18 protein-coding genes and 3 tRNA genes are annotated in these 24,195 nt (G+C 46.3%); 9 read left to right on the top strand and 12 right to left on the bottom strand.

Features of this window, described 5'->3' with window-relative positions; translation table 11 throughout:
• Nucleotides 1–28: 28 nt before the first annotated feature.
• From ACLWMH_RS07885 to ACLWMH_RS07835, 11 genes are all read right to left on the bottom strand, one after another.
• Nucleotides 29–115: transfer RNA gene (locus tag ACLWMH_RS07885), tRNA-Ser, on the bottom strand.
• A 330-nt stretch (nucleotides 116–445) separates the two neighbouring features.
• Complete coding sequence (locus tag ACLWMH_RS07880; protein ID WP_411916142.1) at nucleotides 446–1,783, bottom strand: DUF3078 domain-containing protein; 1,338 nt, start codon at nucleotides 1,781–1,783, stop codon at nucleotides 446–448.
• Nucleotides 1,784–2,071: 288 nt separating this feature from the next.
• A tRNA-Leu gene (locus ACLWMH_RS07875) sits at nucleotides 2,072–2,158 on the bottom strand.
• Between the two features lie 118 nt (nucleotides 2,159–2,276).
• Nucleotides 2,277–2,349: transfer RNA gene (locus tag ACLWMH_RS07870), tRNA-Gly, on the bottom strand.
• Between the two features lie 82 nt (nucleotides 2,350–2,431).
• Entirely contained in the window at nucleotides 2,432–3,013 is a 582-nt protein-coding gene (locus ACLWMH_RS07865) for a hypothetical protein (RefSeq protein ID WP_411916141.1), read from the bottom strand.
• Nucleotides 3,014–3,031: 18 nt separating this feature from the next.
• Nucleotides 3,032–3,229: a hypothetical protein gene (locus ACLWMH_RS07860; RefSeq protein ID WP_411916140.1), complete on the bottom strand. Its 198-nt coding sequence runs from the start codon at nucleotides 3,227–3,229 to the stop codon at nucleotides 3,032–3,034.
• A gap of 49 nt (nucleotides 3,230–3,278) precedes the next feature.
• Nucleotides 3,279–3,977, bottom strand: coding sequence for an LrgB family protein (locus ACLWMH_RS07855; protein WP_411916256.1), 699 nt, complete (start codon nucleotides 3,975–3,977; stop codon nucleotides 3,279–3,281).
• Nucleotides 3,978–3,989: 12 nt separating this feature from the next.
• A complete protein-coding gene (locus tag ACLWMH_RS07850; protein WP_411916139.1) occupies nucleotides 3,990–4,352 on the bottom strand; it encodes a CidA/LrgA family protein in 363 nt (120 codons plus the stop codon).
• A gap of 18 nt (nucleotides 4,353–4,370) precedes the next feature.
• Nucleotides 4,371–4,961: a DUF3109 family protein gene (locus tag ACLWMH_RS07845; RefSeq protein WP_411916255.1), complete on the bottom strand. Its 591-nt coding sequence runs from the start codon at nucleotides 4,959–4,961 to the stop codon at nucleotides 4,371–4,373.
• 81 nt (nucleotides 4,962–5,042) lie between these two features.
• On the bottom strand, nucleotides 5,043–6,473 hold the full coding sequence (locus ACLWMH_RS07840; protein ID WP_411916138.1) for an aspartate ammonia-lyase: 1,431 nt from the start codon (nucleotides 6,471–6,473) through the stop codon (nucleotides 5,043–5,045).
• A gap of 527 nt (nucleotides 6,474–7,000) precedes the next feature.
• Nucleotides 7,001–10,405, bottom strand: coding sequence for a leucine-rich repeat domain-containing protein (locus ACLWMH_RS07835; protein ID WP_411916137.1), 3,405 nt, complete (start codon nucleotides 10,403–10,405; stop codon nucleotides 7,001–7,003).
• A gap of 705 nt (nucleotides 10,406–11,110) precedes the next feature.
• On the opposite strand from ACLWMH_RS07835, the gene ACLWMH_RS07830 reads away from it, so the two are divergent.
• Genes ACLWMH_RS07830 through ACLWMH_RS07800 form a run of 7 tightly spaced genes read left to right on the top strand, consistent with a single transcriptional unit; the run spans nucleotide 11,111 to nucleotide 19,850 of the window.
• On the top strand, nucleotides 11,111–11,872 hold the full coding sequence (locus ACLWMH_RS07830; RefSeq protein ID WP_411916136.1) for a porin family protein: 762 nt from the start codon (nucleotides 11,111–11,113) through the stop codon (nucleotides 11,870–11,872).
• 26 nt (nucleotides 11,873–11,898) lie between these two features.
• Entirely contained in the window at nucleotides 11,899–13,044 is a 1,146-nt protein-coding gene (locus tag ACLWMH_RS07825; protein ID WP_411916135.1) for a sensor histidine kinase, read from the top strand.
• On the top strand, nucleotides 13,041–13,817 hold the full coding sequence (locus tag ACLWMH_RS07820; protein WP_411916134.1) for a LytR/AlgR family response regulator transcription factor: 777 nt from the start codon (nucleotides 13,041–13,043) through the stop codon (nucleotides 13,815–13,817). The genes ACLWMH_RS07825 and ACLWMH_RS07820 overlap by 4 nt, the downstream gene beginning before the upstream one ends.
• Nucleotides 13,818–13,865: 48 nt before the next feature.
• Nucleotides 13,866–15,257, top strand: a complete 1,392-nt coding sequence (locus ACLWMH_RS07815; protein WP_411916133.1) for a TolC family protein — start codon at nucleotides 13,866–13,868, stop codon at nucleotides 15,255–15,257.
• A 13-nt stretch (nucleotides 15,258–15,270) separates the two neighbouring features.
• On the top strand, nucleotides 15,271–16,341 hold the full coding sequence (locus ACLWMH_RS07810) for an efflux RND transporter periplasmic adaptor subunit (protein WP_411916132.1): 1,071 nt from the start codon (nucleotides 15,271–15,273) through the stop codon (nucleotides 16,339–16,341).
• Between the two features lie 4 nt (nucleotides 16,342–16,345).
• A complete protein-coding gene (locus tag ACLWMH_RS07805; protein WP_411916131.1) occupies nucleotides 16,346–19,489 on the top strand; it encodes an efflux RND transporter permease subunit in 3,144 nt (1,047 codons plus the stop codon).
• A gap of 7 nt (nucleotides 19,490–19,496) precedes the next feature.
• On the top strand, nucleotides 19,497–19,850 hold the full coding sequence (locus tag ACLWMH_RS07800; RefSeq protein WP_411916130.1) for a PG0541 family transporter-associated protein: 354 nt from the start codon (nucleotides 19,497–19,499) through the stop codon (nucleotides 19,848–19,850).
• A gap of 105 nt (nucleotides 19,851–19,955) precedes the next feature.
• Here ACLWMH_RS07800 and ACLWMH_RS07795 read toward each other — a convergent pair whose 3' ends face one another.
• Nucleotides 19,956–21,374, bottom strand: a complete 1,419-nt coding sequence (locus ACLWMH_RS07795; protein WP_411916129.1) for a fibrobacter succinogenes major paralogous domain-containing protein — start codon at nucleotides 21,372–21,374, stop codon at nucleotides 19,956–19,958.
• A gap of 278 nt (nucleotides 21,375–21,652) precedes the next feature.
• Between ACLWMH_RS07795 and ACLWMH_RS07790 the strand changes: the two genes are divergently transcribed.
• Nucleotides 21,653–21,973, top strand: a complete 321-nt coding sequence (locus tag ACLWMH_RS07790) for a hypothetical protein (protein ID WP_411916128.1) — start codon at nucleotides 21,653–21,655, stop codon at nucleotides 21,971–21,973.
• A gap of 125 nt (nucleotides 21,974–22,098) precedes the next feature.
• Complete coding sequence (locus tag ACLWMH_RS07785; RefSeq protein ID WP_411916127.1) at nucleotides 22,099–24,195, top strand: TonB-dependent receptor; 2,097 nt, start codon at nucleotides 22,099–22,101, stop codon at nucleotides 24,193–24,195.

Below are 24,195 nucleotides of genomic sequence, written 5' to 3'. Positions count from 1 at the left end.
GTAACACGTTGATTTACACCCTTTACTGCGGAAGCGGGGGGATTCGAACCCCCGGTACGGTTACCCGTACGACAGTTTAGCAAACTGTTGGTTTCAGCCACTCACCCACACTTCCTTGAAAGCTGAAAAACCCTTGAGATTGTTTGTGGCAAACTCATTGGTGAGGACAAAGGTACAAAAAGAATTTGTTTGGCAAGCTATTCGCCCAATCCTCTTTCGTGCTAATCGGCAAAAACAGTACTCTAAACGCCTCAAATCGCAAAAGCGTGCTCTGCGTGCTGCGATTGAGTGCACTCTTTGCTCTTCGGTAGCAAAGCCTTTTTTACGATCCTGTTTTGAGAAGAGCCACACCCTTTAGCTGCCCTATGTGCTGCCGGACTCTAAACTAAAGGAACATGAGGGGAGTGTATCGCTCTATCCGCTCCTTTAAATCTGTGCTGCGCAACTACAGCGTCATGCTGAAGCCAATGCTGAGGAGCTGATTAATTTGCAATCGACTGCGCATTTCTTCTGTGCGGGGTGCTGCATCGTCATAACGAAGCTGCACATTTATACGCGCCGAAAAGAAGCGGGAAAAGGCATAGTTGAGACCATTCTCCCATTCCGTCTCCACTCGGTGATAGCTGGTATTATAGTACAAGTAGCTTCTCCACGATAGTTGACTGGTCACATCAAATATCATCTCTGCCTTAAGCATAGAACCGAAAGCACTGTAGGTGCGCTTGCCCTCCTTAAATCCATGCCGCTGCATGTCTATATCTGTACGCATACTCCAGCGGAAGTCATAAGCCAAGGGGGCTACATTGACATTAAGCCGCAAGCGGCGTCCGTAGTGATTCTGGAAGGACTTGTCCAACGTGTATTTCATACCTAATCCGACATTGACAATAATCGGAGAGAAGAGGTCAGACAGACGGGCCGTTTTATTCTCTTCCCGCATGGTAAACAGCTGCGTGCGCGCTTCCACGTCTAATGTATAGAAGAGATTTTCCACTGCTCTTACCCCGAAGTTACTGCGCAATTTGAGCAAATCCTCGGCCACGCGGAAGCGACTTACCGTATCGGCGGCACTGGTGAACACGCTCAGCCGCCAATCCAGCTCATTAAGCCACGAGATACGCTCCTTGTTATAATCCATCCGGAACAGCTGTTTGTTGTACAAATTGAGTGCGCTATTGCCCCCTTTATGCCAGTTTGGCGACACATAGTTCTCGGAAAACTGCACAATGCTCTCCCATCCGGGCTTCCAATAGCGTCGCTCCAAGCTGACCCCCATAGGGGGCGTGGGTATAGCCCCGTTCTCTATGGTAGAGGCTACTTTGAGTGAAGGATCCTCTGCCGATACAGTTTCCATCACAAAGCGTGAAGCGGCTAAATCGGCAGCCGAAGCAACCAAGAGGGAGGGGTTGCGAAGTTGGAAGCGCTCCATATTTAAGCGGTCTATTTCTGCTCCCTTCTTGAATTCCTCCACCGCTGTAATGCGGTAAGAAGTATCTTTTTGGGACGAACTGAGGGAGGGCCACTTAGCGCTTTCCACTTCAAGGTAATGCGACTTAGGGGGAATAGAGGTATTCACCAAAGGCATTTGAAGCCAAAGTGGCAAAGGAGAGCGATAATATGGGGAGGGGAGAACTATTATATGCTCATCGCGCAGCACTGCTAAGCGAGGATTCTCCTCCAAAGGGGATAACGACTGATTATTTTGCGCTTGAACAAGCGATGTGGCGCCATGGCATAGCAGCGCACCTAGCACCAGAGAAAATATAGTACCTATTCGTGTCATTTGTGTCTTCTACTACGTGAGTCCCTTACCTATTGCCTTGTCTGCCGTATTCCCCTCGGCTACACGTAAATATGCTTCGAAATCTCTTTGCCTTAAGGTATACCGGAAATATACTTAGGGGACGCTTAATTTATTTCAAGAGCTTTCCCTTTCAAGGGGCTCAACTTTCGCATTATTCTACTATTCAACTACAAAGATAGTGTATTCGGAAGGCATAAAAGCAGCTAATGCACCAAACGCGGTACAAATAAGCGTATAAATAAAATAAGCAGGGATAAAAACTCTGAATGGTGCCCAGAACCGGAATCGAACCGGTACGGGTTTTACCCCATTGGTGTTTGAGACCAACGCGTCTACCTATTCCGCCATCTGGGCATACAAAGGCACCTTTTTCACTCACCTTGGATACCTTCTCGGTAGATATGCTTAACCATCCACCGAGGTAGAAAAAAACGCCTTATCGCCAGGCAACAAGACGCTTTGTAACCAAGAGAGCGGAAGACGGGATTCGAACCCGCGACCCCGACCTTGGCAAGGTCGTGCTCTACCAACTGAGCTACTTCCGCATTTGGGCCGTCTTTTTTGAACGGTGATGCAAAGGTACTACTTTATTTGAAAAAAACAACAATTTCTAAGAAACAAAGTTGCTTATCGGCTCGCTTCTTTTTGTTTGTCCAACAAAATAGTTGCTCCGGGGAGTCCTTGCCGACAGTAGGCAGCCAGTGCTTCATCCGTAATTTCTGCAGGCAGATAGTGGCGATTACATTGAGCGATAAAAATAAATGGCTCAGCGTCCAAAATATGCTTTAGCAAGTAGGATGGTGTCGGGTCTTCGGAGAGAGCAGCATACTGCTCGTAGGTAATATCGAGGAACGCACTTTGCTGCGTTATCCCTCGTCTATCCCACAAGAACCCGTTTCCCAAATCAATAGGTTTAGCAAAGTGTGGGGCAGTGCCCAGATCAAAGCGCGATGGATAGGAGACGATCTCAGTTTTGTCATTAGAGAGTGTGACCGGTACATACTGCGAATAATCTGCACGAGTCCGATACACTACTATAGGTGCCACCATTTGCTGAGGCGAAAGGCCAATGGGTTGTTTCATGGGTTCATCGTTTGGCGTTGTTATATCTATAGGCATCCCACAGATTAATTTCTTTTTCGATCCGCAGCCGGCGCAAAGTACTAGCACTGAGGCGGTAAATAGGGAGATAACTAAGAAATGTTTCATTTGTTCTTATCGGAATAATTATCGTTGTCGACTGTTTTTACCTATAAAATAGCACATAAAGATTAGATTCAGTACCAGTAGTCCCGAGATCATCAGGTAGTACTTCCTCATCTCAATGGGCACGAAAAAGAGTCCTACAATAAGTGCCACAATAACTGCAGCAGCGAAGATCAGCATGATCTTCATTATCTTATTTGATTTTTTGCTTCTTTGCATACTTCTATAAGGCCTTACACACAAAGGTACTATTTCTTCTCTTTACCTTTCAAAGCAAAGCCCATAACTTGTCAAAAAGAGGCACCAAAAGCGCAGTAACCGCCCCCATTAACCCAATTGCCATACCGCTTATTGCTCCTTCCACAGTACCCATTTGGATGGCCGTCACAGTGCCCATGCCATGCGAAGAGGTGCCTAAGGCGAGCCCCTTAGCTATTCGGCTCTCTATCTTGAGCACCCTGAAAACGGTAGGCGCCATCATACTCCCCACCACTCCGGCAATAATGACTACCACGGCAGTAAGTGACGGGATACCGCCCGACTGCTCACTTAGTGCCATGGCGATAGGAGTTGTTACTGACTTAGGCTGCATCGTAACGGCTAATTGGAGATCGCCTCCCATTAGGAAGATAATGCCGGCTGCAGAGGCTATACCCACGGCACTACCCACCACGGTAGATGCAAGAATAGAAAAAATACGATTTTTGATATAGTGCACCTCTTCGTGCAGCATATAGCCCAAAGCCACTACCGAGGGGCCTAGCATGAAGTCAATCATCTTAGTACTCTCTCGGTAGAGGGTGTAATCCGTGCCGCTCAGCTCTACTATGGCAATAAGCACCACCAGCGTTATGATGAGCGGATTCAGCAGGGTGAGGCGCGTGCGGTTATAAAGCCACTGCGCCAAAAAGTAAACCCCTAAGGTGAGAGGTAAAGAGAAAATTGGATTTCCTAAGAGCTCTTGCATCATCGCTTACCGTTACTTACTCTGCTTGCGCCTAAGCCTTTTTTCAGCCGTTTCTTGCAATAGTGCCACAACGGCCATAACGAGCAGCGAAGAGACTACCATCGATACAATGATCGGCAACCAATGCTTCTGTAGTAGCGCCTTTTGAGTGATCAGTCCTACCCCTGCCGGAATGAAAAAAATCCCCATATTACGCGTAAGCAGCTTGGACGCATCCTTTACATGTGCCGACTTAACCGCATGCACCTGCAAGGCGATAAAAAGCAAAAACATACCCAACACACTCCCGGGTATAAAGTGCCCGATCGCTGCGGAGAGCAGTTCGCCCAATGCATAAAATAGCAGTATGACAAAGAATTGACCTATTCCACTCACAACGCTTGTATTCGTTAGCTAATGAATATCCTTTTCTGCCGCTTCCTTAAGAAGAGCTTCAGCCGCTTCGAGACGACTAAAAAACTCCTCCCCAAAGGCTCTAATCAAAGGCTCTTTAAGTGCTCTATACACAGGGATTCCCTTGCTCCGCCCCAAGCGTACAGCAGGACGACAAATATCCCACTCATCGTAATTGAGTGCAATAGCATGCGGATAGCGATGGATGCGAATAGGGTAGAGGTGGCAACTGATGGGCTTGGGAAAGTCTATCTCTCCGGCTCTGTATTTCTTCTCAAACGAGCACAGGCAGGCTCCCTCTTCGGTAAAAGTAGCAAATACGCATTGCCTACCCCCTACTAAAGCGGTCACACGCTCCCCACTGATATCCGTATAGGCAATGCCTTCACGACGTATTACAGCCCTTGCCTCTTTATTGAGCAAAGGCTTAACGGCAGGGAGTAATCGCCACATGGTTTTCTCCTCTTCGGCTGTAATAGGCGCACCGCTCTCGCCTTCTATGCAGCAAGCACCACGGCAAACTGCATAGTCGCATAAGAAGTGCTCTTGGAATAGCTCCCGGCTTACTATATAGTCGTCTATCAGTATCACCTCGCTGAGTATAGAAAGTCCCAATAGAGTATCACACTCCTTGGGACTATTCTACTTACTTTATGCCTTAATCGAAGCCTTTTATTTAAGCGGCTTGATGTGATGCAAATTAACCGGCTTAATCATATTCTCCGGACTAAGAATTTGATCGAGGTCTTCCTTGCTGAGAATGCCATTCTCAAGCACCAAGTCATACACCCCGCGACCGGTTTCCATAGCCTGCTTAGCGATCTTGGTTGAATTCTTGTACCCAATGATCGGATTAAGAGCCGTTACGATACCTACGCTATCATGGATATAGCTCTTGCAACGCTCTTCATTGGCTTTAATTCCTTCGATACAGCGTGTGCGGAAGGTATTCATTCCATTGATGAGCAGCTCGATACTCTCGAAGCAGCATTGAGCCATCACCGGCTCCATAGCATTAAGCTCCATTTGCGCTGCATCACCGGCTAAGGTAACCGTTAGGTCATTACCCATCACTTTGTAGCATACCTGGCTCATTACTTCGGGGATCACGGGATTCACCTTACCCGGCATAATAGAGCTACCCGGCTGCATAGCAGGGATGAATATTTCCGATAGGCCACAGCGTGGACCGGAAGAGAGCAAACGTATATCGTTGGCAATCTTATTCAACTTCACGGCCAAACGTCTCAAAGCCGATGAGTAGCCGATCATTACGGAAGTATCGCTTGTGGCACCCACTAAATCCTTAGTCAGCACTACATCCCAACGTGTGATCTCGGCAATAGCCTTTACGCAGGCCTCTGCATAGCCCGGTTCACTACAGATACCGGTACCTACCGCCGTAGCACCCATGTTGATCGTAAGGAACTGCTTAGCGGCATGCTCCAAATTATCTATCTCATCCTCCAGTATAGAGGCGAAGCCGCCAAAGGTTTGTCCCAAGCTCATAGGCACAGCATCTTGCAGCTGTGTACGTCCCATCTTCAGTACGTGGTTGAACTCCTTTTCCTTGGCGCGAAGTGCACTGATTAGCTCTTTCAGAGGCTTTAGGATAGTTAAGTGCATCCAGTACAGCCCCAAATGAATAGCAGTCGGATAGGCATCATTAGTCGACTGACTACAATTTACATGATCATTGGGTGACAGATACTTATACTCACCGGCTTCATGACCCATCAGCTGAAGTGCTCTGTTGCAGATCACCTCGTTGGCATTCATGTTAGTGGTAGTACCGGCCCCTCCCTGTATCATATCTATGGGGAACTGGTCGTAATGCTTTCCACCAATGATCTCTTTACAAGCGGTTACAATAGCTTCATATTGCTCCTTAGTAAGCAATCCTTCACCGAAGTTGGCAATGGCTGCTCCCCACTTTGTATAGGCTAACCCCTGTATGAAAGCCGGGTATTCGGACAGATGAAACTTGCTTATCGGGAAATTCTCTATTCCGCGAAGGGTTTGTACTCCGTAGAGCTTGTCACACGGTATCTCGCGCTCTCCTATCAGGTCGGCTTCAATACGGCATTTTTTATTGGTATTCATGTATGCTTATAGTATGATATTATGTTTGTTATTGTCTCAGGTTCACATTGTCAAAGTGTGCATTCCTTTACCACACAGCACAGGCTCAACTTGGCGACGCATCGTCCTGTCAAGCATGTTCGGCAAAGATACGCTTAAAATTCCAAATAGGCACCTTGTAAGGTGCTTTGTATTAGGAGTTAAATGGGGTGTCCTTGCCCTGCTTCTCGGCAACTATTTTTTCGGCCATACATGCCTAATTGTGCATAATTTGCTCCTTCTCATGCTCTGTTAGGTACATAGCCCCCTTGTAAAGGCACTAAACGGGTCAAAAAAAGATACGGATCTTTCCATAGAAAGATTCTGATATTTCATTTGAAAGATACTGATGTTTTGAACGAAAGGTACAGATCTTTTTTTCGTTCAGGATAATCCTTTTTCAAGGGTCTTAATAGCAACGGACACGGAAACCCGGCGAGGGGATCCGTGTCCGTAAAGATTGTGTGTAGCGTGGTTGATTTTACGCTACACAAACGGCACCATTTCGCTTAAGGCACCATGATAATGCGGCTCGTTGCTGCATCGGTGTAGAGCAGATAGGAGCCTTGTGGCAGTGCAACTTCGGTAGTATCCTCTCGTTGTACGGAGGGGATAGATACTATTAGCGTCCCTTCCAAGCTGTATAGGGCGATAGAAGTGGCACCGGTTACCGATAGCTTGCCGGGAGCGGTCGCAATGGAGAGCGTAGCTTCGCTTGAGATTCTTTCGCTATCCGTTGAATTGATTAGTTTGAAGTTACTCCACGGCTGCGTCTTCGCATAGAGCTTAACGACAGCATCCGGCACTCGCAATACGGCGTGAGCATAGGTTTTTGCTTCAAATGGTGCATTGCTGCAGGTAGGCGGTGTGGTAGCATGGCAAATCACAGAGTCTAATGCAAGACAGCCCTTGAATGCTTCGTCACCGATCCATTTCGTTTTGGCAGGAATAACGATTCTTTTAAGTCCGGCGCAGTCGCTGAAAGCTCTATTCCCTATGGCACTTACCGCCTCAGGCAATACGAAGTCAGTCATTGCCTCACATCCGGAGAAGGCTAAGTTGCCAATCTCTTTAACGGAAGCAGGAAGGGTTAGGTTAGGAAGCTTGCTACACTTGCGGAAAACAGCTTCCCCTATCATTTCGATGGAGGGCGGCAGTACCACCTCTTTCAGTGCTTTACATCCGTTGAAGGTCCACGTGCCTAAGTCTTTAACCTTATCGCCAAAGGTTACACGCTCCAAGCCGGTACATTGAGCAAATGCATACATATCCAAGTCGGTTACACTATTGGGGATAGTGATCTCTTTGATTGCAGGGCACTCTGAGTAAGCTTTATAGGCGATAAACTCCAGGTTCTCAGGCAGGACTACATCGGTTAGGACTGCACAGGTGAAAAACGCCCATTTACCTATTCGCTTGAGCGACGCCGGTAGCGTGATCCTCTCTAATGCATTGCACTTATAGAAGGCAAACTGACCGATCTCTTCCAAGGTATTGGAAAGGGTTACTTGAGCGAGATGAGCACATTCACTGAAAGCTTCTGCCTCGATAGAGTGCACCGTATTGGGTATTACGATAGAGGTAATCTCCTTTTTCTCAAAGGCTTTATTTCCGATGGTGGTAAGGGCCGCAAAAGCAGGATCGGCCGTCAGGTCAATCTCTTTCTCATCCCCCAGCCATTTTATCAAGATGGTTTTATCGTCCGATAGGGTGTAGCTACTCTCCGGATAGTGAATAGATACGTCGGCTTCAATCTTTAGGAATGCGGACCAGGGAGCCGTTTTCTTGTAAGTTTCTACAGCCTCTTCGGGTACGTATAGTGTGGCGGTAGTGTATATATTGTCGTCCACCATATCTTTGGTAGTAGTAGGTGGTACATTGCCCTTCACTGTGATCTTTTCGAGGGGCGTTTTGGCAAAGGCATGATCGCCTATTTTGTTCAAAGCAGCCGGCAGCTCAATTGTCGTAAGGCTTGTGCACTGCGAGAAGGTCCACGGACTTATAGTCGTGAATGTTTCGGGCAGATTTACTTTTTTCAGTGCGGAGCATTCGGCAAAAGCGGATGGCTCAATTTGAGTTAATGATTCGGGTATCGTAATGGCTTCTAATGCGCGACACCGACTAAAGGCAAAGTCTGCAATAGTAGTTACTCCATTGGGTAGAGCAATCTCTTTTAGTCCTTCACACTCAAAAAAGGCTTTTGTGCCGATTTTCTTCAAGCCACTTGGAAGAATCACCTCTTTCAGTGCTTTGCTATGTGCAAATAGGCATTTTGATAGCTCGGTTAATGAGCTGGGTAGGGAGATCTTTGTTAAGGCAGCACAGCCCGAGAAAGCCCATTCGCCTATTTGAGATACTCCGTTGGGCATCTTGATATCAGTCAGTGCCAAGCAGTTTACAAAGGCTTGTCGCTCAATAGTTGTGACGCCATTAGGGAGTGTAACAGAAACCAAAGTCTCTAATTCATAGAAAGCACTCTCTCCAATAGTGGTTACATAGGCAAAGGCAGGATCTGTGGACATATTGATATCGCTCTCCTCTCCCAACCAGCGTATGAGTGTCTTCTTGTCTTCTGAGAGTCGGTAGCTACTGGTCGGGTAAGGTGCTTGTATGCCTTGAATACTCTTGAAGTTGCTCCACTGTGCTGTGGTTCGGTAGCTCTCAAGTGCCGGAGCAGGTACCAAAAGGATACAGTTGTCATAAGTCTCTTGTGAGCAAATAGCTTGATGAGCTGTGGGAGGTGTGACTGCATAGCAGATGAGTGTGCTTAATTGATCACATTTGACAAAAGCATTCTGATCGATATAGGTCACAGAGCCGGGGAGAGTGAGTACCTTGAGACTCTTGCAAGAAGCCAAGGCATGGCTTCCTATTACGGTGAGTCTGCTTGAGAAGCTGATAGTAGCTAATGAAGTACACTCTTCGAAAGTAAATGCAGGCAGTGAACTAATGCTCTCAGGAAGTGCTATGCTCGGCAGTGCAGCACAGCGGCGGAAGACAGATGTACCCAACTGAGTAAGACTAGTGGGAAGCTGTACAAGTGCGAGGCTTGCACAGCCTTCAAAGGCACTTATTTCAATCTTCTTGACCCCCTCGGGGATGATGATGGAGGTAAGGGTGGTTAGCTCTTTAAAGGCCTCATTTCCTATCGTTTTGAGAGCGCTAAAGGCTTTGTCTTGCGAGAGGTCTATTTCTGTCTCAGGACCTGTCCAGCGTATTAGCGTTTCTTTGTCATCAGAAAGTTCGTAGCTGCTAGTGGGATAGCCGGCTCCTTGTAGTGCCTCAATATGTACAAAGCTGCTCCACGGAGCTTGCTGCTTATACAGAGCGAGGGATGCCTCCGGCACAAAGAGCGTGCTTGTCGCACAGCAGTTACTATCGAAGGTATTGTCCTTTGCTGAGGGAGGAGTCTGTGCCAAGCAAGTGATAGATTGTAGCGCAGTACAATTGTAAAAAGTTTGTGTGCCAATCGTTGTCAGAGAGGCGGGTAAGGAGATTTTCGTTAATCCACTGCACTGGCCGAAGGCTAGCTCGTCTATGGAGGTAACTCCCATAGGAATGGTTAGCTCAGTCAGTTTGGCACAGCGGAAGAAAGCTTTGTAGTTAATTGTTTTGAGCGAAGCATTGAATCCGATCTCAGAGAGCGAAGCGCAATCGGAGAAAGCCGCCTTGTCCAGTATCTCGAGCTTATTGGGCAGCGTAACGCGTTCAAGGCTCTTTTTGTATGAAAAGGCCCATCCTGCGATCTTTGTTACCTTGTCAAAGGCCGGATCTGCGGATAGGTCAACCTCTTTCTCGGACCCATTCCAACGCGTTAGTGTAGTGCCATCGTCCGATAGCGTGTAGCTACTCGTCGGATAGGGTGCTTGGGCAGAAAGGGAAAGGGGAATAATGAGTAAAAAAATACTCGCCATAGTCATTATCAGTGGATGTAAACTACGGCCTCTCGCTGTAAACAGCGGATAAGACGCCTCATGGGGCATTGGGATGTGTAAATCCTGTCTCATTTTGGTATTAAATTGTGATTGTTATGTATGTCTTGATAGTAGGTACAATGCGCTACGCTCCCTAATACCTCCATGAGTATAGTAGGGAACTCTTAAAGAAGAGAGGAGGGAAGAGTATTATGGTCTTCAACATCCCGAGCTTGTACAATTTGTTCTAAACAAAAACCGTGTAAAGTGATATTGAGTGCTAAGTTAAACGTTTGTTTTATATTTTTCAACAGCCGGCAGGCATCAAAATATTATAAGTAGCACTGAGCAGACACAAATTTGCCTATATAGAGCTACAATGCACTTAGGCATAAATTTTGCCTGTACGTATATGTTGAAGTATAAAAAAAGGACATCGGTTATGCGATACTACTGAGCAAGAGGTCTATATTGACCCCAAAAGGTGAACGAAGAGTAGGGTGATTCTTTGTGCCTATTAGAAGGATTTGTGTCAAATATTCCCGTTTCAGTAGCAATTTTGGTCAACTCGGTAAAAATATGTTGCGATACAAGAAGTGTTGTTCTATTTTTGTACTTGTGAAAATAACCGGCGTCGTGTAGCACACAAGAAAAGTTTGTGCAAGGTACCGGACGCCAAGTAACTATATATAAGAGATAAACAGCATGAAAAGTAGCAGAATCAGCGTAGTCACAATGCTCTTATGGGCGGTAGTGTCTTTTGTGGGAAAAGCTCAAAACCAAACTCCTGAAAAAATTGAATACGGAGTAACTGCCGGAGCCAACTTTTCCAACCTGATACTAAACGATGAGTTTAAGCAATTAGAGACCAAAGGAATGCAACTGGGTGGAGAGCTAGGTGCCTTTATGCGTATTAACCTATGCCCTCACTTTGCCCTACAGCCGGAGCTTAACTTTTATTATTATGCAACGGGGCTAAAGGCTTCTGTTATGCCTCCGCTCGGTGGCGAAGAGGCAGTTCCCCATGTAATAGAGAATAAAATAAATCAGTGGGGAATGCAGATCCCTATCTACGCCATGGCGATGATACCTACCGATTTTGGTCGGTTCTATATTGGTGCCGGTCCGTTTGTGGGAATAGGATTTGCGGCACAAACGAATGAAGTGGAATTTGCGACCAAATGGCTGAAGATTCCCTTCAAATTGGAGCCGATACAGCTCTATGAGCGTCATAATGAGAAGAGTGCGCTCTATCGCTGGAACGTGGGTATAGCTTGCCGGATGGGATACGAGTTTAATAATGGTATCCTCTTGAACTTGGGATATAACTATGGCTTCCTTGATCAAGCAGGAGACCTTAGGACTTCCCTATCGGATCATTTCATCCGTACCGGCATAGAGCTGCGCGATGTTAACTATGTAGCGCATCAGCATGCCGTTTCTTTAGGTATAGGGTATCGGTTTTAATCTTACGATCAAAAGATAGAGTCAGTATGCTTCGCATGAAGAGTATCAATTCGATGAATATACGTGAGCTAAGGCGCAGGAGGAAGCAGAGGTTCCTTTTCTTGAATAATACAAGAAAGAGTGTGCTGATCACTACCCTAATCATGAGTCTCCTGCTTGCAGCGGTCATACTGACTTCATCTGTCTTCTATTATGGATTGCTGACACCGGAGCGTACGCTCAAGACCGGCGAGCTGCTTTCTTATCGTACCATTGTATCGCTTATTGTGAGTGTATTCTATTTCTATATCCTGCTCAGCGTGCAGTTGTGGGCGATCAATCGGTATTCCATACAGCAGTACCAGTTGTGGTTAATCCTTTTGGGTTTGCTCGGAGGTATGCTGTTGCTCTCTGTAAAGATTACCGAGATGCAGCAACGGTGGTTTAGTAATGGGCTCCCATTACAGATGAACATGACTGTGCTTTACGTAAAAGATGTAGTGATCGTTTTTCTTACTTTCCTCTTCTCCATGACTATATTCTTAATGAAGCAGAACCATAATAAAGTGGTAGAGGTACAAGACTTGGAGATAGAAAATTTGCAGAACCGCTATACTGCTCTGAAAAGCCAGACAGATCCTCATTTTCTCTTCAACTCCCTCAATACACTCAATGGACTTATCGGAGAGGATGATCAGCGAGCAAGAGAGTACGTACAGCAGTTGGCTCAGGTCTTTCGACACTCCATGCGCAATAAGATGGTGGTACATCTTTCAGAAGAGCTTGACTTTGCACACTCCTACCTTTACTTGATGTGCATCCGTTACTTTGATTGCATCAATGTGAACTTTGACATTGATCCGCAGTATTTAGATTACTATATAATTCCCTCTGCGCTGCAGATTTTGCTGGAGAATGCTATCAAGCATAATGTGGCTACTTTGAAGAATCCGCTAAGCATTGATATACGTACAACTAAGGACGCTATAGAAGTTGCGAATAAGCTACAGAGGCGTGAACTTCATACGATAGATACGAGTAGTGGAGTTGGCTTAGAGAATCTAATGGAGCAGTACCGATTGATCTTTAATAAGGACATTTCCATTGTAGCAACTGAGTGTGATTTTATGGTATCATTACCACTTGTCTCCTCCTTGTCACAGTTAGAGCCACGAGCAAAAGCCTTGATATGAGAGCAATCATTGTAGAAGACGAGTATTACACAGCACGCACATTGCAGGGGCTTCTCCAAAAGCTGGAGCCTAATATAGAGGTGCTACAAGTGTTGCAGAGTGTAGAAGAGTGCGTGGAGTGGTTTGGCGCCAATTCGCAGCCCGACCTTGCCTTTATGGATATTCACTTGGCGGACACGGATGTATTTACTCTTTTTGATCGTGTATCGGTTACTTGCCCCATTATCTTTACCACTGCTTATGAAGAATATGCACTGAAAGCGTTTGAGGTGTATAGCATCGATTACATTCTAAAGCCGATCGTAGAGAGTGATCTAAAACGGGCTTTGGATAAAGCAAAGCGTGCCATGGGCAGTACCCAAGAGGATCGAAGCAGTATGCTGGAGGATATGATAAAAGCTTTAAAAGAGACTCAAGAAGAGTACAAGAGCCATCTCCTGATCCCCTACCGAGATAAGCTATTACCCCTTTCTGTGGATAAGATTATCTACATACGTGCTGAGAATAAGGGAGCGGTGATCGTTACCGCTGATGGTAAGGAAAACTTTATTGACTATACACTTGATCGCTTTGCGAAGCAGCTTAGTCCACATCGTTTCTTTCGAGCAAATCGCCAGTACTTAGTGGCTCATGATGCCGTAGAGAGCGTATCGATATGGTTCGGAGGCAAGCTGACGCTCAACCTCATCATGCCGACGCCGGATAAAGTAGTAGTTAGTAAGGCAAAGAACAAAGAGTTCAAGGAGTGGTTCCAGCGAGCTCAAAAGAAATAGTAGAGAACCTATTAATTTGATTTGTTACGTACATTTATATAAATGAGTATGAGAGTAAAGAAAATAGTCCTTTTATCGGCACTGATACTCTGCTGTGGCGGAGTCTCGGCACAGGAGGCAGCACAGCTTGATTTAGAGCAATGTCGTACTCTTGCTCTTGAGCATAATAGAAAGGTGCAAATGGCGCAGTTGGATGCTGTTGCTTCGGACTACCTGGTAAAATCGGCAAAAACAAAGTATTTGCCGCGAATCGATTTCGTAGGCGGTTGGGTAAATCCCGGAGATAGAGCATTGCAACCCTTCGCCTTTAATTTTGATGTGCCGGGGCTTCTTCCTCAGGGCTTAGCAATGCCTATGGATTTCTTATCCGTAGCCCCCGAGCAGATATTTACCGGAGGCTTTGTACTGCGTCAACCCATCTTTTTAGGCACTAAGATTGTACAGGCCAACAAAATAGCAAGTAGTCTCTCTAATATAGCACACGAGGAGGTTATACTAAAGCAGGCTGATGTGATCGGTAGGGTGGATACGGCTTATTGGCGTGTAATATCTGTACAGGAAAAGGTGCAGCTTGCTAAAGCATATAAGGCCTTACTGGACAGACTAGCAAATGACCTTGAGAATATATATCAGGAGGGTATCATTACACGCAATGAATTGCTGAGAGTGCAAGTAAAGCAGAATGAAGTAGCCCTTTCGCTTGTTAAGGCAGAGAATGGCTTACAACTATCCCGTATGGCTCTTGCTCAGCTACTTGGAATGGACGAAGCCAATCTTGTATTGAGCAGTGCTGTGATTAGCGAGCAAGAGTTGATTCCACGCTTAGAGTTACTCGCTGAACAGAAAGGGGATCAAAGGGTGGAAATAGCTATGTTGAACGATAAACTGAAGTCTACCCAAGCTCTAAAAGCGATGGTTAAGTCTCAGTTCCTACCTAATGTATTCCTTACTGCCGGATATGTGTGGGCTACTCCTAATATCTATAAAGGCTCGCAGCATAACTTCGGTGGGGATTGGGCCATCGGCATCGGGGTAAGGGTCCCGCTATTTACCTGGGGGGATAGAATATACCAGACGCGTATGGCCGAACAAAAGGTGCAACAAGCGAAACTTGAGCTGGCAGAGGCACAAGAGCTCATTGCCTTACAGATTAAGAGGGATCAATTCCAATACAGCGAGGCACTGAAAAAGATCGAGCTTACCAAGCTCTCTGTGCAGCAGGCAGCCGAGAATCTTCGTGTGGTGCAGAATACTTTGGATGAGGGTATGAAGAGTACCAAAGATATTTTGGAGGCACAAGCTATGTGGGAAAGAGCCTCTTCCGACAATATAGATGCCCGCATAGAGGCAGCGACAGCACTAAGTGAGTTGGAAAAATCAACCGGTGCCCTATACCAGTACATAGAACAACACAATAACAGTCAACAGAAACAAAAGTAACGCAGAAAATATAATGACTACACGTAGAGCTAAAAACGCCTTGCTACTGACCTGTTTTTTACTGATTAGTAGCCTTATTACCGCTTGTGGCAAAAAGAGTACAGCGGATGGGCAGGAAGAAAAAGAGGAGGTAATACCGGTTACTGTCATAAAGTCACAAAAAATGAAATATACTCCCCTCCTACGCTTCTCCGGTAATGCTGAGGAGTCGCGGAAGGCAGCGCTGGGAACTACGCTACCCGGACGAGTGGAAAAAGTCTACTGCTCTAAAGGTAGCTTTGTGCAGAAGGGAAAGCTCCTTGTAGAGATGTCCGACGAAATGCTCTTACAAGCCCAAATAGAGAATGATGCTATTAAACGTGACTTTGAGCGCATATCGCGTTTGCGTGATAAGGAGAGTATCAGCCAAATGGAGTATGACCATGTAAAAGCAAAATATGATGCCTCTGTAGCTAAGGTCGCTTTACTTAAGAAAAACACTTCTATTGTGGCTCCTTTCAGTGGTATTGTAACAGATATCTTAGTCAACGAAGGAGAGAACTACATCTTTGTGCCTACAGTTACGGATAACTTGAAGGTGAAGGAAGGTGTTTTGGAGATATGTCAGGTAAATCCGCTTAAGGTAGTGCTGAAAGTAAATGAAAAGGAGATTAATAGCCTTACCATCGGGCAGAATGTAATAATTTGCTTCGATGCAATGCCGACCGACTCCATTATAGGAAAGATAAACTTCATCTCTCCTGTACTTTCTGAGCTTACACGCACCGCATCAGTGGAGGTATCTATACCTAATCCTAAGTTGCGTCTCAAGCCCGGCATGTATTGTAATGTGTCCGTTGAGCTTCCGGAGAGAGAAGGCGTATTTGTGCCACTCAATACGATCTATCGTCTTCCCGGCACGGCTGATGAATATGTATTTAAGTTAAATGAGGATGGCCAAACTGTAACCCGCATCCAGGTTCAGCGTGCTGAAATGAATGAAGGAATGGTTCGTGTAGATGGAATTAATGAGGGAGATACAATCATCGTAGATGGTAAAAATAAGCTTCACGATGGTTCAACGGTCAATGTGGTAAAGGAATAACCCTATGAAACTACCCGAATTCGGAGTCAAGCGGCCTATTGCCACCGCAATGATATTTGTGGCGATCTTGGTAATGGGTATTTTTTCAATGACTAAGTTGCCTCTTGACCTCATCCCAAATGTCGAGTTCCCTTCCATTACGGTAATTACCGTTTACCCAGGGGCCTCTGCCGTTGAGGTTGAGGAGCAGGTTTCTAAGCCGTTAGAGACATTCCTCTCGGCTGCAGAGAACTTAGTAGAGATAAAGTCCACTTCTAAGGAGAATGTATCTTTCATACAGATGCGTTATGATTGGGGGGAAGATGTTACTACGGCAGCAAATAATGCGCGTGACCTTATTGAGTTGGTCAAGTCAAGGCTCCCGTCTCAAGCTTGTACCCCTATTATTTATAAGATCAACGCATCCATGATGCCTATAATCGGCTATGCAATCAATGCCGATGAGAACTATAACGGATTAGACAATATCGTAGAGGATAAGATAGCCGCTCGCCTTCGTAAAATAAAGGGGGTTGGTGCGGTAATCTGTTTAGGGCAACCGGAGCGGGAAGTACGTATCGAGTTGGATCCTGTCCGTATGCAAGCTTATGGTATGTCCGGCGCTCAGATAGCTCTTTTGCTGAAAGCAAATAACATCAGTGTTCCTGCGGGCAATATAACGATGAGCGCCTATGACTTCGCTGTCCGGGTCCCTGCTAAATACGAGAGTACGGATGAGCTGAGCAATACGGTATTGAAGTCTGTTTCCGGACAGGTCGTGCGCCTTAAGGATGTGGCTACCGTAATGGATACCTATAAGAATTTGGACGTAGCAACCACCGACTATTTAGGCAAGGGAATGGCCCTTGTTGTGCAGAAGCAATCTGGTGCTAATACCGTAGAAGTGAGCAATGCCATACGGACAGAAATGGAGCAGATACGTAAGGATCTGCCGCCTGATGTGAAAATGTTCGAAATGCTTAGTTCGGATGAGCTCATCTTAGCTGCTAGGAACAACCTTACTATGTCTATCCTCTTTGCATTGCTTTTCGTAACGATTGTGGTGCTGCTTTTCTTGAGAGACTGGAAGTCGAGCTTCATTGTCTTTATGACGATGCCGGTATCGCTTATCTCAGCATTTATCGTGATGTACCTATTAGATTTCACGATTAATATCTTCTCTTTGGTATCACTCATCATAGCCATCGGTATGGTGGTGGACAATGCCATTGTGGTGCTGGAGAATATTACGCAGCATATAGAGCGTGGAGCTAAGCCTAAGCTGGCCGCAATCTTTGGTGCGTCGGAGATGGGGCTTGCCATTGCTGCTTCTACGCTCACAACCATCGTGATCTTCCTGCCACTTCTTTTCATGGGAGGTATTGTAGGGGTTATGTTCAAGCAGCTTGCCGTTCTTACGGTGGTTTGTATGATCACTTCGCTCTTTACAGCCCTTACGCTCACGCCTATGCTGTCGGGCTACTTGCTTAAGGCGGCTCCGAGAGACAAGAGTGCGAAGCAGCATGGACGCTTATACCAGTGGAGTGAGCGTATGTTTGTGCGCTTAGAAAACGGCTATCGTAATTTCCTCGGCTGGGCTGTCTTTCATAAAGGTATTACGCTGCTCGTATCTATAGGCCTCTTTGTGGGGGTTCTCTTCTTAGGTAAGTTTGTGGGTACCGACTATATCCCTGATATTGATGCCGGCACCGTTGTAGTCTCTTTCGAGACTGAGCAAGGCTCTTCCCATAAGAATACCGAGGAGGTCGGTAAGAAGATCATCCGGATCATGCAAGATGAGATACCGGAGATGGTGGAAGGGACTGCGGCCAGTATTACAGGTCAAACAACGGATGCTACTCTGACAGCTGTTGGCTTCAAGGAGGGAAAAAATGTGGGTTCCGTATTCTGTCACCTTAAGCCTGTAGACGAACGCAAGCGAAGCAGTCAGGAGATAGCGGATGCTATACGCCCACTCATAGAGGCAATACCTCAGATAGAGAAGGTAACTGTATCGGGTGGTAGTGCCATGGCAACGGCACTTACTGGAAATATGAAGCCGATTGAATTTGTAATCTCCGGAAAAGATCTTACACAACTTAATAATGTCGCTTTTGACCTCCAGAACCGTGCTAAGGAGTGTAAAGAATTTACGGATGTAGAGACTACCGCTTCAGTGGGTAGCCGTGAGTTGCATGTGGAAATAGATAAGGATAAGGCATCTCAAATGGCTCTTAACTCAGCGGTGATCGGTATGCAGGTGCGTCAAAATCTTTATGGCGCCGAAGCCGGGGTATTTACTGAGAATGGTCGCGACTATGATATTACTATCCAGTATGCTCCGGAATATCGTAACTCAAAAGAGCTGCTCAAGGAGATGCAGATTACGAATCTACTCGGACAGCAGGTACCACTTTCTGCAGTGTCTGAAATAGTAGAAACCGATGGACCCTTGCAGGTAGAGCGTATGGCGCAAGAGCGCTATGTAAAGGTTACTACCGGGCTTAATGATATCTCCTTGGGAGAGGCTACTAAGATTGCCCAAACGCTCATTGATGAAACTGTGCTTCCCGAAGGGGTATCGCTTCGCATGGGTGGGCAGGTTGAGGATCAGAGTGACTCATTCGGTTCGCTTAGAGGGATTATCTTTATAGGTATTCTACTCGTATTCATGGTGATGGCTGCGCAATTTGAGTCTCTATTGGATCCCTTCATCATCCTATTCGCCTTGCCTTTTATGATTGTAGGTGTTATACTGGCCTTTTTGATTACTAATACCACGCTGAGTATAGTTTCCTTTGTCGGACTGATCATGCTTGTGGGTATTGTGGTGAACAATGGTATTGTGCTTATTGACTATACCAATATGCTTGTGAAGCGAGGCTATACGATACGCGATGCGGTACTGGAGGCCGGACACTCCCGACTGAGACCGGTGCTAATGACCTCTTTGACTACCATACTCGGTATGCTGCCTATGGCACTGAGTACCGGTATGGGGCGTGAGCTATACGTGCCGTTAGGTATCACGATTATCGGAGGTCTGCTGGTATCCATGCTGGTAACCCTGATTGTAGTACCCACTATCTATGCATTCCTACATCAGGGTAGACTCAATCGTGAGCGTAAGCAACTGAGATTAATAAGAAGTGGAAAGGCTAAAGCTTGATGCTGTTATGATGAAATTTATATATATAACTTGTAATATCAGCGGATTAGAGCAGATCGAAGAGCTGCTACGACGGATGAAGATAAAGAACTATCAGATCATCCCGAAAGTATTAGCAGAGAGTGAGTTCGATATACCGCGTAAGGATACCGCCATATGGCCCAGCTACAATGCCAGCGTATTGGTGCAAGAGTCGGACGAGGAGAAGGCATCCGCACTTATTGATGCAATCTCTAAGCTCAATGAGCAGGCCTTTAACAATAGTGAGCTCGTGAGTGCCCACATGTGGAGCATAGAGCGCTCTGCCGTTGTGAACGTAATACAAAAGATAGAGTCGCGTAATCCATTGAAAGAAGAATAAAAGAGACTTTTAGAAAAGGTGACGGAACGTGTATTCCGGTTGTGCGAAAAGGGTGTCGAAGGCATTGCCTCCGGCACCCTTTATTAAGTGCATCTTCGAAAGTCTTTACTTGTCGATAAAGAGCCTTACCGTACGTCCATTGGTACGCTTACCGTTGTAATAGGTGCTGGCATCGTTCTTGTCAAAGTAACATCCGTAAGCAAGCGTGGCGTCTGATTCGTGTGGCGTTGATGACCAAAAGTAACCGCGACTACCCTGATTGCTTACTGAGCCGTCGCGCAGTCTACCGGATGCAGGGAAAATACGGACTACCTTAGAGTCGTCAGCTTGGCTCCAGAACGAGTCTCCCTTGATATCCTCTATCGTAGTTTGATCAGTTACCTTACGTGCCGTAATTTCCAGACTCTTACTACCAAACTCATCACTATAAATGCGGTACTTCCATGCTGATACATACTTAGTACCTTTGTAGCGTAGTGCTACGCACCAGCCGGCACCTTCCGAGTAGAAGTCACTGGTAAATTGTAGCTCCTCACCGGCTACCACTACCTTTTCCAATATAGCTTTCAGATCCTTTGCAAAGCCCAAATTGACCTTTGTATCATAGGGAATAATCGATTCCCACTCTTGGCGAGAGGGGAGGTGATACTTCTTGCCGTTGATGGTAACCTTGCTGAATTTATTTACAGTATCTTCATAAGTAAAATAGCTGCTTACATTACTGGCCTGTGTGGCAGCAAATTCATTCTCCTTGATGCCGATATTATACTCAGCTACCAGCTCAAGGGGTAATAAGAGCTTGGGTTGAGGTGTCGCTTCGCGGTGTATGGTTAGCTCAGTGGCATCGGCATTCGCAGCGAGTGGTTTTGCTTCAAGCGTAAAGTCGGCCGCTTCGGTGCCCTCCGCTACAGTAAAGCTCTTCTGGGCATCGTCAATGGTTAGCTCAGAAGCTTTTCCTGCCTTCAGCGTAAGCGTAAAGTCGCTTGCAGCGAGAGCCTTTTCGTCAATTACTTTTCCCTCGGTGTCGGTGTAGGTACACTTCCCTGTTACAACCCCCTTTCCACCGGTAGCGGTGAATTGAGATGGTGCAGCTTCAAAAGAGTAGCTGACGCTTCCACCGCGCACAATCTTAACGCTCTGCTTCTGTCCTTTGGCGGCTCCACTTGTCACAGTAGCTTCTATTTCAAAAGTGGTGGTGCTACCGGCAACTACCGAAAAGGTCTTGCCTATCTCATCAAGGGTGATTTGCGTTGCATCTCCGGTAAGTAGCTTGAGCGTATATTCGCTGGGCTTAAGCGGTTTGCTGCTTATTTTTTCGCCTTCTGCGGAAAGTTCCTGCAATATGCCGAGGATCGTGCCGTCACCACCGGCAGCGGTCAAAGTAGCCGGCTCCGCATGAAACAGAGCTTTATAGCTACCCTGCGGCTTTTGGGGATTGGGAGTCTGCGGCTCTTTGGGGTCCTTCTGACAACCGGCTACTACAAGCAGTGCCAGTAAGGGAATGATTGAAATGATTTTTCTCATAATGAATAAAAAAATTTTTCTACAAATGAAACTTATTCAGTGTCTTATTTCTTAATTGTGTGCTAATACAAATATAGCAATTTGTGCCTATCTTACAATTGGAATTTTCGCTAAGAGCCTATCCCGAGACTGCTACAAAAGGTTCTGATGTTTCAAACGAAAGGTTCTGATTTTTCATTCAAAAGATCTGTATCTTTCAATTGAAAGGTACAGATCTTTTTTTTAATGGAACTACCTTGTATAATCATTCCAAAGAATTACTATATTTGTGGCTTGGTATGAGACGACAAGTATATAGAAAGGCATTTTTATCCGCTATCACAGCAACGCTACTGGTAGCGCTGATGCCTTATTTCTATCAATCTGCCGTACACGTACACACCGCAGGTGCAGCCAAAGAGCAGAAGGCAGGAGATCGCGATTCGGATCAATGTCTACTCTGTCACTTCCATAATGCATCGGCTGTAGAGGCCACACCCACCATAATACACGTAGTACTGACTCCTTGGGTACGCCTTACCTGTCCATCGGAAGCATTTCATTCTGCCTTATCAGCGGAGATAGTCTCTCTGCGCGCCCCTCCTATCCTATTGGCTTGACATAAATGATTTGTACACCCCTACCTCAGCAAATTTGAGGAGAGCGTGTAACATTTTCTTCTTCCCTATAGTACTACGTACAAGGAAGATACTATCCACATTTATTCAACTATTAGGATATAACTATGCAGAAAAGCATTGTATTAAAACACATATTTACGATAGTTGTCCTTTCTCTTGTCGGTACACTTTTCACACACGCACAAGAGGAAAAGAAGGACTCCATACAGGCACTTCCTGAAGTAACCGTGCAGACTCGGCGCACTGTACCGGTAACTACGGCAGCCAACACCTCAGTCAACACAGCCGCTCTTAGAGCTGCTTTAGGCTCATCCATCAGTGAACTATTGAGCGGCATAACCGGCATCAGTACACTCAGCAGTGGCGCTACCACGTCCATACCCGTGTTACACGGCATGTACGGAAGCCGATTGCCCATTATGCAAAATGGAACACGAATAGCCGGACAACTATGGGGCGTAGAACACGAGCCGGAAGTAGATATAGAGAGTAGCCACTCCATAACCGTAGTCAAAGGTGCTGATGCGCTTCGGTATGCATCCGATGCCTTAGGCGGAGCCATTCTTGTAGAGCAACGTCCGTTGCCCTATTCCGCCATAAGCCACTACATGGGACGTGTTGCTTTGGGCTACTCAACTAATGGTCATGCCTATACCATGGTAACCGAGCACGAAGGACACTTCAAAGGCTTACCCCAATTGGCATGGCGAATTGAAGCTAATTATGAGAATGCCGGAGATCGTACCACGGCCAAGTACTTGCTCAATAATACCGGAAGCCGCGCATTTCATAGTGCCGCCTCTATAGGATGGCACAAGGGACCGCTACGCATCGAGGGACGCATAAGTCGCTTTGACCATTCCTCCGGCATTATGTTGGGCACGGCTCTCGGAAGCGAAGATATATTCCGCGAACGACTGGCATTGGGAAGACCCATTAATGTCACTCCCTTCACTCGTCACATTGGCTATCCCAAAGAGCGTGTGATACATTACATAGGCCAACTCACTGCTGCCTATGCGACAAAGCAATATGGCACCTTCTCATGGCAAAGTGTACTCCAACACAACAATCGACGCGAGTGGGCTTATCGCCGCTCCAATCGCTCCTCAATACCGGAAATGTATCTAAAGCTGACCCATCAGACTCATCGCTTCGATTGGGAGTGGAGTCGCAACGCATGCCACTTAGAAGCCGGAAGTGGGATTACGATTGCCGAGAATCATAGCGTAGCCGGTACAGGCGTAGTGCCTCTAATCCCTAACTACACAGACTTATCGTTCAACGCTTATACCGCTTATCGCTACACAACAGAGCGACTTACTCTCACGGCAGGCTTGCGTATGGAGCAAAGCCAAATCAGAGCCGATGGATTTGATATAACCGGCCAACGCTACGGCGGAAGACACAACTACTTAACTTTTAGCTATGGAGTAGGAGCCGCTTGGCAACTTAATACCCATTGGCAGCTGACCACCCATCTGGGGAGTGGCACACGCATCCCCAACGTATACGAACGTTACATCCGAGGCAGTAACCCCTCTGCCGGTATTTATTTGATTGGAGATGAGACTATGAAGCCCGAGAAAAGCCTTAAGTGGATCTCCTCAGTCGGCTACCGCTCCGATTGCTTTAGTGCCTCTATAGAAGGCTACTTGCAGCATATTCACGGTTTTATTTACGATGCGCCTACAGGAGAAACTATTACAGTTATATCAGGTTGCTATCCACTCTTCCGATACAAACAGACAAATGCCTTTTTTGCCGGTATGGATGGGGACATTAGGTGGAACTTTACAGAGCACTTTAGCTATCACTTTTCCGCCTCACTCCTCTATGCACGAAACACAGGAGAGAAGCGATACTTGCCCTTCATGCCGGCCCCTCGATTGAGTAATGAATTGAGCTATGCAACACATCTGAAGCACAGCTCGCTGCGCATTGCTCTTCGGCACAGCTTTGTCGCCAAGCAACGCCATTTTGAAGTGGATGCTGATTTCTTGTCCTATACGCCACCTGCCTACCATCTATTAGGATGCTCCGCTGAACTGGCTATACCTATCGGCGATGTGTACTTGCGATTTCTCCTCGATGGGACCAACCTACTCAACAAAGAATACAAAGAATATACAAACCGAGCCCGCTACTTTATCCATGAACCGGGAAGAGCGCTGCGAGGCTCATTGATCATCACATTTTAA

This window comes from Porphyromonas miyakawae (assembly GCF_045865415.1).
Classification (GTDB): domain Bacteria; phylum Bacteroidota; class Bacteroidia; order Bacteroidales; family Porphyromonadaceae; genus Porphyromonas; species Porphyromonas miyakawae.
This window is presented reverse-complemented; position numbering and strand designations above follow the sequence as displayed.

Excerpts from the sequence above, each read along its gene's own strand:
- ACLWMH_RS07785 (WP_411916127.1), top strand. The coding sequence starts at position 22,099 with ATGCAGAAAAGCATTGTATTAAAACACATATTTACGATAGTTGTCCTT.
- ACLWMH_RS07805 (WP_411916131.1), top strand. The coding sequence starts at position 16,346 with ATGAAACTACCCGAATTCGGAGTCAAGCGGCCTATTGCCACCGCAATG.
- ACLWMH_RS07860 (WP_411916140.1), bottom strand. The coding sequence starts at position 3,229 with ATGCAAAGAAGCAAAAAATCAAATAAGATAATGAAGATCATGCTGATC.
- ACLWMH_RS07825 (WP_411916135.1), top strand. The coding sequence starts at position 11,899 with ATGCTTCGCATGAAGAGTATCAATTCGATGAATATACGTGAGCTAAGG.
- ACLWMH_RS07810 (WP_411916132.1), top strand. The coding sequence starts at position 15,271 with ATGACTACACGTAGAGCTAAAAACGCCTTGCTACTGACCTGTTTTTTA.
- ACLWMH_RS07830 (WP_411916136.1), top strand. The coding sequence starts at position 11,111 with ATGAAAAGTAGCAGAATCAGCGTAGTCACAATGCTCTTATGGGCGGTA.
- ACLWMH_RS07880 (WP_411916142.1), bottom strand. The coding sequence starts at position 1,783 with ATGACACGAATAGGTACTATATTTTCTCTGGTGCTAGGTGCGCTGCTA.
- ACLWMH_RS07790 (WP_411916128.1), top strand. The coding sequence starts at position 21,653 with ATGAGACGACAAGTATATAGAAAGGCATTTTTATCCGCTATCACAGCA.
- ACLWMH_RS07865 (WP_411916141.1), bottom strand. The coding sequence starts at position 3,013 with ATGAAACATTTCTTAGTTATCTCCCTATTTACCGCCTCAGTGCTAGTA.
- ACLWMH_RS07795 (WP_411916129.1), bottom strand. The coding sequence starts at position 21,374 with ATGAGAAAAATCATTTCAATCATTCCCTTACTGGCACTGCTTGTAGTA.
- ACLWMH_RS07835 (WP_411916137.1), bottom strand. The coding sequence starts at position 10,405 with ATGGCGAGTATTTTTTTACTCATTATTCCCCTTTCCCTTTCTGCCCAA.
- ACLWMH_RS07840 (WP_411916138.1), bottom strand. The coding sequence starts at position 6,473 with ATGAATACCAATAAAAAATGCCGTATTGAAGCCGACCTGATAGGAGAG.
- ACLWMH_RS07820 (WP_411916134.1), top strand. The coding sequence starts at position 13,041 with ATGAGAGCAATCATTGTAGAAGACGAGTATTACACAGCACGCACATTG.
- ACLWMH_RS07815 (WP_411916133.1), top strand. The coding sequence starts at position 13,866 with ATGAGAGTAAAGAAAATAGTCCTTTTATCGGCACTGATACTCTGCTGT.
- ACLWMH_RS07800 (WP_411916130.1), top strand. The coding sequence starts at position 19,497 with ATGATGAAATTTATATATATAACTTGTAATATCAGCGGATTAGAGCAG.
- ACLWMH_RS07855 (WP_411916256.1), bottom strand. The coding sequence starts at position 3,977 with ATGCAAGAGCTCTTAGGAAATCCAATTTTCTCTTTACCTCTCACCTTA.